Source organism: Sinorhizobium sp. 22678, from assembly GCF_052044265.1.
Classification (GTDB): Bacteria; Pseudomonadota; Alphaproteobacteria; order Rhizobiales; family Rhizobiaceae; genus Sinorhizobium; species Sinorhizobium meliloti_A.
Genome location: NZ_JBQEMS010000023.1, coordinates 59,945 through 73,163, shown reverse-complemented (window position 1 = coordinate 73,163; position 13,219 = coordinate 59,945). Strand labels below are relative to the sequence as shown.

Annotated in this window: 6 protein-coding genes and 2 pseudogenes; 6 read left to right on the top strand and 2 right to left on the bottom strand. The window is 58.8% G+C overall.

The annotated features are described in order from the left end of the window. Positions 1-14 precede the first annotated feature (14 nt). Both ACTJKL_RS25850 and ACTJKL_RS25845 read left to right on the top strand, forming a co-directional pair. Positions 15-266, top strand: a pseudogene (locus tag ACTJKL_RS25850) (IS110 family transposase); the annotation flags it as partial. A gap of 69 nt (positions 267-335) precedes the next feature. Further along, positions 336-1,505, top strand: a complete 1,170-nt coding sequence (locus ACTJKL_RS25845) for a DNA cytosine methyltransferase (protein WP_440854158.1) — start codon at positions 336-338, stop codon at positions 1,503-1,505. On the opposite strand, the gene ACTJKL_RS25840 is transcribed toward ACTJKL_RS25845, so the two are convergent. Beyond that, positions 1,493-2,158, bottom strand: coding sequence for an MAE_28990/MAE_18760 family HEPN-like nuclease (locus tag ACTJKL_RS25840; protein ID WP_017269043.1), 666 nt, complete (start codon positions 2,156-2,158; stop codon positions 1,493-1,495). The genes ACTJKL_RS25845 and ACTJKL_RS25840 overlap by 13 nt on opposite strands. Further along, entirely contained in the window at positions 2,148-3,218 is a 1,071-nt protein-coding gene (locus ACTJKL_RS25835; RefSeq protein WP_440854141.1) for a GmrSD restriction endonuclease domain-containing protein, read from the bottom strand. Before ACTJKL_RS25835 ends, ACTJKL_RS25840 begins: the two co-directional genes overlap by 11 nt. A 188-nt stretch (positions 3,219-3,406) precedes the next feature. Between ACTJKL_RS25835 and ACTJKL_RS25830 the strand changes: the two genes are divergently transcribed. The 4 genes and pseudogenes from ACTJKL_RS25830 to ACTJKL_RS25815 form a co-directional block, all read left to right on the top strand. Beyond that, entirely contained in the window at positions 3,407-3,820 is a 414-nt protein-coding gene (locus tag ACTJKL_RS25830; protein ID WP_440854157.1) for a very short patch repair endonuclease, read from the top strand. Positions 3,821-3,983: 163 nt separating this feature from the next. Next, positions 3,984-6,569, top strand: a complete 2,586-nt coding sequence (locus tag ACTJKL_RS25825; protein ID WP_440854140.1) for a hypothetical protein — start codon at positions 3,984-3,986, stop codon at positions 6,567-6,569. 249 nt (positions 6,570-6,818) lie between these two features. After that, entirely contained in the window at positions 6,819-8,597 is a 1,779-nt protein-coding gene (locus ACTJKL_RS25820) for a hypothetical protein (protein ID WP_440854139.1), read from the top strand. Between the two features lie 12 nt (positions 8,598-8,609). After that, a pseudogene (locus ACTJKL_RS25815) lies at positions 8,610-12,380 on the top strand (DEAD/DEAH box helicase); the annotation flags it as partial. Positions 12,381-13,219: the final 839 nt, after the last annotated feature.

Here is a 13,219-nt window from a genome sequence, read left to right as displayed (position 1 = left end):
AAGCTTTTGTCGGAATCGATGTTGCGAAGCGTCACAATGCTATCGCCGTGGTCCGGCCGAACTGGCGAGATCCGTTAGTGGGGAGAGGTCGAGGCTTCTGATACCGGGATGCGCCGCGCGATTCAGCGGATTGCGACAAAGTTTGAGCAGATCCATTTCTGTCATGAGGCGGGTCTCACCGGCTACGGGCTATACCGGCTGATCCGCTCGCTCGGCACGAATGCATCGTTGTCGCTCCCTCGTTGATCCCGAGCAAGCCTGGTGAGGTCGGCGGTAGGAAGGAATATTGGCGCTGCCTCTCGAGTTTATTTTGTTTTCTGCTATGGTCCGGCCCAATGACGAATCATACAGTGACAAGCTTATTTTCCGGAATCGGTGGCTTCGAAGTCGGCTTTGCTCAGGCTGGGCTGACCACGGCCTTCATGTGTGAAAAAGACCCGGTAGCGCAAGCCGTGATCCGCGACCGTTTCTCTCACGTAGAACTCTTTGATGACGTGACAAAGATGATCCAACTTCCACGTACGGACGTGCTCGTTGGAGGTTGGCCGTGCCAAGATCTAAGTCAGGCGGGTCGACTTGCTGGACTGGAAGGAAGCCAGTCCGGCCTAATTGTCGATGTTTTCCGATTGCTTGACGCATCTGCTCATAAGCCCAACACGATCTTGTTGGAAAACGTCGCCTTCTCGCTCAATCTCCAAAAAGGTTGGGCTATTCGGTACGTGACGGGCGAATTGGAGAAACGGGGCTATCGGTGGGCCTACCGAGTGCTCGACACGCAGAGGTTTGGTCTTCCGCATCGCCGGCGTCGTATTTTCATCTGCGGTATGCGCGAAGGGGATCCGGCAGGAGTTCTTTTCGATGGAATCGGCGGTTGTGCCCCGAGTGGTCATGATGCTCCTGCTGATGTCGGCTTCTATTGGACAGAGGGTAATCGTGGTGTCGGTTGGACCCCCAATGCGGTTCCGCCGCTAAAGGGAGGATCAGGTCTCAGCATACCATCTCCGCCAGCAATATGGACGGTGCAAACGGGTGCTTTCAATACGCCAGGGATTGAGGACGCGGAGCGACTTCAGGGATTCGAGTCCGGTTGGACCGAAGCTGCTCGGGATAAAAAGAACAGTGACAGAAACCGTTGGCGCTTGGTTGGAAATGCCGTCAGCGTGCCCGTTGCGGCCTGGCTCGGTCGGCGTTTGAAGGAGAGTCAGTACTCTACAATCTCTTACGAGGAACACGGCACGGAGAAGTCGATCACGCACAACGCTGCCTGGGGAGGTCCCGATCAGTCAACAAGATACATACCCGACACGTGGGAGGGGCCATCCGACCCGGTTACCGTGTCAGTGGCAAACTTCGGACTCCAGAGACCGTCACCTCTCTCCCTTCGTGCGGCTCAGGGATTTCTTCGGCGTTATCTTCGGAGCGGACTGAGCAAAAATCAGGAGTTTACCCGGGCCCTTGCGACCTATTGTGAGCTTGAGGCGCTGGTGCCCGATTATCCATTGTAGGCTCGGGACTGGCGATACTTCTCTAGAGCCTTGATGAGAGACACCATGAAGGCTCTGATGCGCCGGAATTTATCGATCATGTCTTCTGTGCTGAACTGCGAGCCTACATTTTCGAATGTGTCGGCCCCGTGCGCGAGGACGTTTCGCATCTGGCGAACAAGCACAAGATCCGAGCCTCCCAGTGAGGACCTCGGTGGGGTCCAAGACATATCAATCCGCCGAATAAATCTCATCCACTCATCATTGTCGACGTTTCCTGGAAAGGGAAGTTTGTGAAAATCGGATTTCCAATCTACTTTTCCCGGCACGAAACCTGCAAAGTCCTTGAGTAGCCGTTCGTGACTTGAACCTTGGGCAAGACGATCGCGAAAATGAGCTCGCGCTATCTCTTCACGCCAATAAAGCTTGAGCCGCCCGTACTCCTCTCCTTTATGGAGGATCTCCTGCCGTACGGCGACAAGTGCTTCACGAGAACCGTATTCGACACAGTTGTAAATCATTATGAACGCAGACGCGCGAGATGCTGTGATCGCAGATGTGGCGCGATAGAAGCCGCGGCCGGGTGTGTGATGCATCCGCTCAAGTGATTGGAGCGACTTCAAATAGTCCAAAACTTCACGAGCGCGGGTTCGGAAGAGTTGCTCAACTGTCATCGGCGTCTGTGATGAGGCTATCGCGGACGTATTCAATACGGCCTCGCAATTTTGGGGCACTGTTACTCGCGTCGGTACGCACCAGCTCCTCAAAATGCTTTGTCTTCAGCCAAACATTCGTGGGCGGCTTCAACTTAGGATCTATCCTGAGGGCTAATGCCGTGCCCACTGCGATCGCTTCAAACCGGACCCGTGGAACGCGCCGACCTCCCTCTGGGCGATAGAAAGCCTGCGAATAATGCTTCCGAATGAATTCCATAGTTGCAATGAATTCTTGGCGCATCTGCCTCAGACGATTATCGGTGGCTGACTTGTTCAAGTCATCCATGTTCGCGTCCAGAAATTTCCGGACGTCATGCCTGAAGGCTGTGTATCGATCAGAGTAGATGAAGAAGCGTGTGACAAGTTCTTGGCGTTCGCTCCGGGCATCCACCCCTTTTGCCATTTGCGGCGTTAAAGACTTAAAAAGTTCGGAGCTCGCGCATTCGATCACAAGGTCGAGGAAGGGTCCGCGGTACACGCCTTTCCTGATTTCTGCATCCTCAAGGCGTTTGCCTGACGTATTGAGTCGCCGGAAAAGCTCCACGCGGGTACTCTCGTCCGTACCCTGATCTAGAACGAAAGATCGGATGGGAGTGTTATTGAGCCTACGTTGTACTGAGGGTGGCAGGTCAGAGAAACAATAGCCGTTTAGTATGTCGAGCTTCTCCAGCCCTGTGAGAGCAAACCCATCGCGTGCGAACCGCACCAATGTTCTGATGCGTTGGGAGCCGTCTACGATCTCTAAACGACCCTCAACATCATAAAGAAAGACCGGCGGCACCGGCACCCGCAATATCAGGCTTTCCAAGAAATACGAGCTCTGCTCCTCATTCCATGCCAGGCTTCTCTGATATTCTGGCACATAAATGTCGCCTTCCGCTTCCGCCTCGTCCTTAAACTTGGATACGACCAGCTCAACCGAAAAATCCGTGACTACGTAGCGCGCCTCTCGGCGTACCTCATCGACCACCGCTGCCACCTCGTTGGGGTCAGAGAGCTTTAGCATCAGGTTGGACATGAAATGAGGGTCTCCGAATATCCGCGTTGGTGAGCGTTGTAACCTGCAATCTTTAATAGAGGATATTCGTCCCTATAAGCGAGCGGGTTCAGCGATTTAGTTCAAAGTCTAAATTGCGACGACTTGAAAAAGCGCATATTGCCTCCTACCGGCTACAAGCAGAGATCGACGAGGGTTACGTGTTGGCGATGAACCCGGCAATAAGCAGACGAATGCGAAAGACGCGTTCCAAAAACAACTCTCTTGAAGTCGCAGTGCGAAAGGGGCTCTATTCCTTGGGCCTCCGTTATCGCATTCACTATCCGATTCCGGGCATGTTACGTCGTTCCAGCGACATCGCTTTTCCTCAGTTGCGGATTGCGGTGTTCTTGGATGGGTGCTTTTGGCACTCATGTCCTATCCACCGATCCGACCCAAAGACCAATGTCGCCTTCTGGGCAGAAAAGTTGAGGCGAAACGTGGAACGGGATCGAAGCACGGATGACCATTTACGTTCTCTCGGATGGGAGGCTGTGCGGTTTTGGGCACACCAAGCTCCCGAAGAGATCGTGAGCGATATATGTTCCATCATTTACGCTAAACGCGGCGAGCATGAAAAGTAGAAATCGATTGACGGCTCTATTTCTACCTGCATGCTAGCAGCGGGGCCGATTCTTTTGCCGGAAACGTCTTACCTGAAGCACACACTCGTGCAGTGCACCTGCATGTGCAGTTGGGGGGCCGGTTGCGTGAAGAGTTGATCGACGAGGAGGGGGACTTTTAAGGGTGTCGTCGCTGCCGGATGCGCCTGCAACGCTGCGGTTATCTCCCGTTGAATGGGAGAAAATTCTTGTCGAGCATTACCTGCGGTCCGATGGACCCTCGGGTAGTACGCCACTGACGTTTGTTGACGCCACGCCTGCCGAAATTGCCACTGCCACAGGATTTGAAAATCTGAATGAAGACTTGGCTCAGCGTGCATTCCTCACCCATTTCAGTCGAGGCGCGGTTCGAAGCTGGTTGTCAGGGTCATTGATCCCGTCTATGCGAGACGCCCCACTGCCTGGCTATTTTCGGTACCTGGTGCTGACCGCACTTGTGTCCGCCACGGATACCGGGGTCGGAGCTAGCCACAATTTCCGTATCCGCCTCGGTCAGCTCCTCAACGCGGAGGGGCAGTTCAACTCCGTTTCCGGAGTAAATGCATTGTGGGAAGAGCTGGTCGGGTGGTGCGATCGGAAGCGAGCCGCAGGGGAGCCCTATCGTAAGGTGCTGCTCCCCAACTATGGCAATGCCAACCTGATCGGGTATGCGGTGAGAATTGCATTTCCGTCTTGGCGGGACCGAAGTGCCCTCACGCAGATCATGAGGAGGCTCTCGCCTGCCACGCGGCGCTCACCGGAACGTCTGGTACAGGAGCTGACGCGCGGTCGCTACGCCCATGAGCTGCCAGACGCTGTATCACTTGCCTTGAGTGACTTCCAAACCGCGCTGCGGGCGCGAAGGCGAATGCTGCTCGGGCATAGATTTTGGCGGCTAGCCCAAAGTATTGATGCACGCTTGGCCGGGGAGCGAGGCGAAGGGCGCGAATGCTGGCGGCTTGAAGTCCGGTTCAATGGCTATGAGCAAGACATAGCGCGGTTGGCTCTTTACTGTGACGATGGGCGGGTCGACGGGCCTGTTTGGGAAGGAGCGCTACACGAGCTGGAGACGCTTTCGACGGAAGTGCTGCCCAAACCCCTGTTCGCAGCACTGCAGCACGGAGTGCTGGTATTCACCGAAATGCCCGGCATCGTGTGGCGGCTCGACGAGGAGAGCCCGCCCGAAGGTGCGAGCGTCGTCGTAGTCGCTCGTGACGGAAGTATCGCCGACCGCTGGCCGCTAAACACCGAGTGGCGTGAGCTCGAAGGACACTGGAGGCGTTCGGCTCGAATGGATGCGATGGCCCTGACCGGCTTGTGCAGCCGATTGGGAATGGAGCCCGCGGGTCGTGTGCATCTCGTCGATCTCACTTTCGATGGCGGTGTAAAGACGGGGCGGTCTACCTGGCTCGGCCGCCCGGGCTTCCTTCCGCGCGTCATGGCTTCCTCGATGAGTACCTTGATTATTGAGCCCAGCCAGGGCGCGGCAGGGAACCTCGAGATCGAGGGGCAGCGGCCATGTTGGGACCTCTTCACGAAGATGCCCGTCTCGGGACGCTGGCGTGTCAAAGCGCAGGAGCTCGATTCCGAGACGGAGAAGGTGATCTGCTTCGAACCCGTCGCCCCTGAGCGCTGGGAGTTTCCCGAACTTCCCAGTCGTCTAGAGCTCGAGCGTGACCTTATCGTTGAAGACTCTTCCGCCGAAACAGCTCTTGTCCCGAAAACGAGAGACGACGCTTTTCGGCCTCCCCTAGACGATATTCTTGAGGCGATCTATGCGGGGCCGTCGGGGGGGTGGTCCGAAGCGGATTTGATAAGCGTTCTGCAACCTGCGATGCCGCACGACTATTTTGTCTGGGATTTCCTGCGGGGGCTTGCCGAAGCCGGCTGGTTGGAAGCGGTTGTTCTGAGATCGTGGCGCGCGCGGTTTTGGCGATTGCGGCCGCCGTGCCTGAGAGATTTGGGTTCAGCAGGCGTTGTGGCTGCGGGTGCTTTGGGCGTATTGGCCAGAAGGCGCCTGGAGGACACGGCCGTCTCGCTAGGCGGGGAGGTCGAGTATTTGCCCGGTGTATCCAGCTGGTGCGTCTCGCTTCCGCTCGTACGAAATGTCGATGCGCAAGAGCTTGCTAAGGAAACCAACTGGCCTCTCCGCAGTGCTTTGAGACCTCTTCTGCCACCTGCCCCCCAGTGCTGGCCGGTAGAGCCGCGATCTGGGGCTGGACGTTTGGTGGCAGGGCTCTGGTCCTTCGAGACTGGTATTTTTGTGCCGCCAGAGCGCCATCGATCCGTACAGCCCGTAAGCCTTGAACGGCTGGTCCGAGAGCGGGGCGATGACAGGGATGTCTATCGGGTGACTGGAGAGGGCGACGACTTCGTTGCGAGCACAAGAACCGTCGCCATCTTGGAGGCTCACCGGCGTCTCCGCGTCCCCTTGTTCGAGTGGTCCGACGGGAAGTTTCGTCGAGCCGCCAGGAGCGGGTATCTTCCCTTGGAAATTGCCCGTGCGCTGGTAATTCGTGCGTCTTCTACGTCGGGGCCTCTCCCCTTGGCAGACGGTACGTGGAGTTACGCCTACCCAGCCGACGATGAGACCTCTGCATGGGTCGGGCGCACGCTCGGTTATGCCGTGCGCGTCGACCGCGGGGCGTCTCGACACGACCTCCTCGACCGGATCATTGAGGCGAGGCGGTCGGGCCGGCGCTTCAAGTGGTATGAGTCAATGCATTCGTGAGTCTTGATTTTGAGCCAGCTGTTATATCTCGGTCGTCCCCTTTACCAGCCACTGCCTCATACACGCATCGAGCCGCTCGCTCTCGCAGAAGACGGCGGGTGGCGCACTTACAGCGACTGGACCCAGGCCTTACCGAACGAGGGGCGGGTCTTTGCTCCAAGACTTCCGGGGTTCGCCGCTAACGAGTTATTCGCCTTCCACGTGGAACCAAACCCAAGAGGCCCACAAGACAAGGATCAGCTCGTTGTCGTGGAGCCGCGCAAGCTCTTCGAAGTACTCGATTTCCGCCAATTTCCGTTGGAGATAGTACGACGCCGGCTCGTGGAACACGGGATCCCGAGGATATTACCTGGTTCGGCGACAGTTGTGGCGGCGCTTGGACATGACACCTGCGTGATTGTGAAAATGGTCCGTCACCCTGTTTCAGATCGGTGGGTAGCTAATATCGAAGAATTGGAACGCCTTGAGACCCACGGGTTCGACGAGCGCCTCTTTGAGGGAGAACGTATCGATGATCGGTGGATTGCAGTTCCTGGACACTCGATCGGCGTCGCCTTGGATGTTGTCAACTGGTGCCGGGATGCAGACTTCCTGGACACGGTCCTCAAGCGCTTGAGAAAGATCAACGGTGCGGGTGCACTCACAAGGGCCCAGATTACACAGGTGGTCATGCAGCTCGATCGAGGCGAGCTCATGCCCGCAGGTGGGGCCGATCTCGATCCGATGGCAACCCGACTTCGGGACTTCGCACCAGCTCTTAACAACAATCTCAAGAAGGTGGACGAGATCGTTACAGCGTTGGCTGATCTCGACTCAGTTCGAGAGCGACTCGAGGCTGAAATTGGTGCTCGCCGAGCAAGCCTTGAAGCTGAGATTCGGGAGGAAGTGGAAGCGCGTGTTCTCTGCGAACTGGAGGAAAGTCTAGCCGATCTCAATGCTGAGCGTGACCGGTTGGCGCAAGAGGCAGCGCTGTTGCAAAGCGCCGCCGACGAGGCAAAGGCGGAAGTCGAGGCCAAACGTGTAGCACTGGAGGGCGCCCGATCCGCTTTCACCGAGGAACTGGGTCTCATGTTGTCCGAATTGAACGAAGCTCCGCCGGACGCAACCGAGGCTTTGGACACCGCGGTCGCGCGCCTCGTGTCGCGGTTGGGCGAGCGCGGCGGGGCATTCGAGGTCGCCGCCAGCCGAGGACCGCCTTGGGCGACGCCGCGCTTCATAGCGGCAGAGCTCAAATCCTGGAATGAGTTTGAGCAAACCCTTGCTACCATGGCTCTGCGCTGGGGCTATGCTATCGACGATCTTCGTTTTGCAGACGCGGCGGCTCGCGCGGGTCGCTTGGTGCTGCTTCCCGAAGAGAGTGGCGCTAGGTTCGTCGCCTGCTATGCGGATGCTTTGGCCGGCGGCGGATTTGCTCGCAATTCGCTGGATCCGTCAGTCATATCCGTTGACGATTTGTGGCGCCAACCGGGATCGGTTCAGGTCACCGCCTTTGCGCGGGTCTGGGCGGCCGCGCGACTGATGCCGACGCGCTATCATATCGTTTTGTTAGATGGTCTCCACAGAACACCGACCGCACTGTGGCTGCCTAGTTTCTTCGAGGTTCTCGACGACGTTCGTCGACCGAGCAATCTATTGGTCTTCGCCACAATGGGGGAGGGTTTTGTCGATCCCGAGCGGGTCTGGTGCGGTCGCGAGACGTCGCTAACTGCTCTCAATCCCCAAGTCAGCCAGGGGACCAGCCCGCGTGTCCTAGCACGTGCGTCCGGTGTGAGGCAGCCACAGGCCTGCCTCGACCCCTTGCAAGCGCCCATTCCAGCCGCCACCGAGATCGTGAACTTCCTTTCAAGCATCGAATCGGGCGTTTCGCCAATGTCTCTGGAGGTGGCGGCGGCAGCCTACCGCGCCGCTTGGGTCTTTGGCGCCGACGGCGCCTCTAGTATGGCACGCAGATTGGCGCGTCTCGAGGAGGCTCCGGCGTTGGTTGCTGGGGCAAAGTGGTTGGCCGGGCAACTAAAAAGAAGGCATTGAGGAGGTTTAGGGATGCTGGACCCTGTGGGTGGCTTCGAGCGGATACGCGAGCTCTACATTTCGTATCTGGATACGGCATTCCGAGTGCGTCGGCCCGCATTGGCGGAGGAGCGGCGAGCGCTGTTGCGCACAAATGGTACGTTGGCGACCTCCCCCTTCCTTGAACCGGTGCCCCGGTACAAGGCTGCGACCCACGCTCTGTCGGATTTCATCGACATGGAGTCGGGAAATCCGATGTCGCATTTTTCGCGAGAAGGACGCCGCGCCTTTGCCGAACTCGCGGTATCGGGCCTCTTTCCAGGCAGGCCAGGCGACGGTGAAGTCCTTCGGACTCATCTGTTCAAACCTTACGGGCACCAGATCGAGATGCTCGCGCGTGGCGTCCGTCCTGGACGTCCCGGAATTGTCACGTCCGGCACGGGCTCGGGCAAGACCGAATCCTTCATGCTCCCAATCTTGGCCGCCTTGACCGAAGAAGCAGTGAATTGGCCAGCGCCGCAACCCGGTTACCTGCAACACGAATGGTGGAGGAGCACGCCAACCCGGTTCCAACTGCACCGAGAGCATGAGCATGCTGAGCGCCCTAAGGCGCTGCGCGCGTTAGTCCTCTACCCGATGAATGCCTTGGTCGAGGACCAGCTCACGAGACTTCGGCGTGCCTTCGATTCCCCGGAGGCTCATGAGGTTATGGATCGCCGCTTCGCGGGCAATCGTTTCTTTTTCGCCCGCTATACCAGCGCCACGCCCGTGGCCGGGTACCTGCATCATCCAAGACGCAGTCACGTGAGACGTGAGCAGGAAGCTGCCGCGCGAAGGGTGAAACGAGTGTCTGACGCATTGTCAATCTTCGCGGAGGACCAGGCCCTTGCACGCGCGCACGACGCAAGACACCCAACGGAGGACCCAACGCGCTACTTGTTCCCGTCGGTCGATGGCGCTGAGCTGATCGCCCGCTGGGACATTCAGGCAACGCCGCCGGATCTCCTGGTGACCAACGTCTCAATGCTCGGGGCCATGCTCTCACGCGAGATTGAGCAACCGATCTTCGACCAGACCAGAGCTTGGCTTGAGCAGGACGAAAGGGCCTATTTCTTTTTGGTCCTCGACGAACTCCACCTGGTTCGTGGGTCTGCTGGCACTGAAGTCGCCGGCCTGATTCGAGCACTCGTCCACCGTTTGGGGCTCGATCGTCCTGAGATGCGACACAAACTTCGCATCCTTGCGTCGAGCGCCTCGCTGCCGCTGGACGGCGTCGAGCGCGGGCGAAGTTTGAAATATCTATACGACTTCTTCGGGCCGATGGGCACACATCCAGAAGCCGGAGCACCTGGGGCCGAGGGCAAAGAGGGGTGGGCCGAGAGCATCGTGCCTGGAGAGCCGGAGATTGACGAAGTTGAGGTCGTTACACCGCTCGACAGAGCGCCCTTCGAAGCTCTCGTGGATGTGCTCTCTCCGAACGGAAACTATGTCGGCCGAGTGGAGCGTTCGGACTCCCTCGACAGTGCCGTGCTCGCTTGCGGCCGTCTTCTGGCGCCGTCGGGCGGTGACGAGGGCAGGTCGGAAGCCGTAAAGCGGACCGTAGAGGCAGCGGCCGCGCTCTTGGCGGTTGCTTGCCGCGTAGGTGCCGGAGCGCAGACACGCGCGACAGCCGCCGATGCACTGGCGACAAGGATCTTTGGCGGGTCGGCGCGAGAGTCGAGCAAAGCGCTGCGGGGTCTCACTTTGCTGCGTGGGCTTGGGGAGAGACTACGGGAACTCTATGGGCTGACCCTCCGCGACGGGACAACGAGCTTCCGCAATCATGTCTTCATCCGCAGCATCGAGGGTCTGTTCGCGACGCCTACGGCGACCGAAGGCGGCGTGGAGTTCGTAGGTGTTACAGTTGAACGAGGTACAACTTACGCTGGGAGTGGCGGCAATCTGCGCCGTGTGTTCGAACTGGTCTATTGTGAGTCCTGTGGCGAGGAATTCGTTGGTGGCCGGCGAGGCGAGAACCCTAACAATGCAGGCCTACAGGTCGAGTTATTGCCGGCGTCTCCAGACCTTGAGCTGCTTCCAGAAAGCGGTGGGGAAGGGAACTACGAGGATCTATCCTACGAAGAGTTCGCCATTTTCTGGCCGTCCCGCCGCTTGGCCAAGCAAGGCGACAACGCGGCAGAGGCCTGGGTCGACGCTGTCCTCGACACCCGGAACGGGTTAGTGAGCGCGGCTGGGCAGGTCGGTGCTGATCGGGTATCGGGCAAGCTCTTCGTTCTGCCACGACGGTCAGGCAGCCGAGAGCTACGACGCCCCGGTAGCGCCGGACCCAGCTGCTGCCCCGCCTGCGGCGCGGACTATTTCGGACGCAGCTCAAGGTTCCGGCAGTCGCCGATCCGGAACTTTCGCACCGGCTTCGCGAAGAGCTCCCAGCTCGTCGCCACTGAGGTCTTCGAACTGCTGCACGCGGGAGGGGACGCCGCCAAGGCTGTGGTCTTCTCCGACAGCCGTCAAGATGCCTCCCGTGCGGCCTTAGACATCGAAAGGCGACACCATCAGGACAGCCGGCGACAGATGTTGCTCGAAGCTCTGCGCGAGATTGCGGCCGAGCCACTGGAGTCCATCGACGAACTGAACGCCCAGCGGATCGCAGCTCTACTGAGAAACGACGAGACGGAACTCGCGCGGTTGACTGCTCGAGTGGCCGAGATCCAACGACGAGGCGACCAGGACCGGATTCCACTTTCTTCTGTAGTCGAGACGCCTCCTTTGGCGGGTGCTACCCCCCGCATTCAAGCGAGCCCTTTACTCTCCCGAATGGTCGGAATCGGTATGCATCCGACAGACGACGTCGGTATCTCCAAAATTCCCGCGGTAGTGCCGGCTGGCCAGCAGACGCCGCAATTCGAATGGCAAGAGCTGTTTCGCGACACCGAAGGACGCGTCGATTGGATCTCCGAGGGTGACCAGCTTGCTATTGCCGAGGCGAGGTTGAGCGTGTCGCGTGATCAGCGGCCCTTAGTGGACGAGGTACTGTTCTCTAAAACGTACTTCGCCCTTGAGGAGACCGGTCTCGGCTATCCGACCCTGTTCGCACGCCAGGAAGACAGTGCCAACCGAATGGATGCCTATTTGCGCGTCTTCGCTGATGCGTACCGGGTTTTGGGCAACAAGTGGGTGGAACGAAACGATAGGCGAAAGGAGTGGCCGGACGGGCACGCAGTCGGAGCGCGGCGGGTTCAGGATTTTGCGGCGGCGAGCTCAGCCGGGAATCCGCGTGTAGAGCTCGACGACGTGCTGTCGCGTCTGACCTCGCTCGGTCATCACAACGGGTTCATCGAGCCGGAGCTGCTAAGGATCCGGCTGGTCGGACCGGATCACCCCTTCTTCGAGTGCTCGAACTGTTCGCGAGCCCATCTTCATCGGGGCACGGGAGTGTGTACCCGTTGTCAGGAATCTCTACCAGCACAGGCCACCGGGCCGGTGTCGACCCTACGAGCCCGAAACGTGCTGGCCAACAGAATCGAGCGCAGCTCGTCGGAAGGTCTTCGCGCGTTCCGGCTTCGGTGCGAAGAACTCACAGGTCAAACACGTTCGCCGGCGGAGCGCCTTCGCCGCTTCCGGGGGATCTTCGTCGATGGTGGGGGCAACTACGAAGCTGCGCGCGATCGAAAAGCGAAAGAGATTGACTTGCTGTCGGTGACCACTACGATGGAGGTAGGAATCGACATAGGTGCGCTGCAAGCCGTCTACCAAGCCAATATGCCGCCGCAGCGGTTCAACTATCAGCAGCGCGTCGGACGAGCCGGCCGACGCGGGCAAGCATTTTCGATCGCCGCGACGCTTTGTCGGAGCCGCAGTCACGATCTTCACTACTTCGCGCACCCGGAGGCGATCACGGGCGATGCCCCTCCGCCGCCTTTCCTGACCACCGAGCACCTGGCGATCCCCTTACGACTGCTGAGAAAGGTGTGGCTGACAGCCGCCTTTGCAAGAATGCGAGACGCCTATGGAGGTAACTGGCCAGGAGATGACGCCAAGCCGGAAGTCCACGGAGAATTCCTGCCCTGCCATGTATTCTATGATGAGCAAGCAGATTGGGCGGAACAACTCGAGCGCGCTCTGCACGGCACAGACAACGTTCGCCGTACTTTTGCCGGCGCCCTTGGCTTAGGGTTGCCGGGTCGCCGAGAGGCGCTTCTCGATTCCGCGACCGTCGAGCGGCTGATTGCGGAGATCGCAGCGCGCGCTGAGATAGGTCGCACGTCCGACAGTAATCTCTCAAGTTTTTTGGCAGAGCAGGGTTTGCTGCCCATGTATGGCATGCCAACCCGCGTGCGGGACTTTTACGTCGGTATAGAGCCGAATGAACTCGGCGAACCTGACTGGGACACCATCGATCGTGAAATGGACCTGGCGATCTATGAATTTGCGCCAGGAGGGGCACTTGTCCGCGACAAGCGAAAGCACACATCGATCGGATTCACGCCCGCGTTAGGGTTGATTCAAGTCAGCAATCATGGCCGGGCTACGGTCATCTCCGGCGGATCACCCGCTTGGTGGACCGAGACCGCCTGGATCGCAACTTGCCCGAGGTGCAGCGCCACCAACACTTCAGACTTCGAAGTATTCGAAGCTAGGCCTTG

Coding starts and splice junctions, on each gene's coding strand:
- ACTJKL_RS25845 (WP_440854158.1), top strand. CDS start 336: ATGACGAATCATACAGTGACAAGCTTATTTTCCGGAATCGGTGGCTTC.
- ACTJKL_RS25840 (WP_017269043.1), bottom strand. CDS start 2,158: ATGACAGTTGAGCAACTCTTCCGAACCCGCGCTCGTGAAGTTTTGGAC.
- ACTJKL_RS25835 (WP_440854141.1), bottom strand. CDS start 3,218: ATGTCCAACCTGATGCTAAAGCTCTCTGACCCCAACGAGGTGGCAGCG.
- ACTJKL_RS25830 (WP_440854157.1), top strand. CDS start 3,407: ATGAACCCGGCAATAAGCAGACGAATGCGAAAGACGCGTTCCAAAAAC.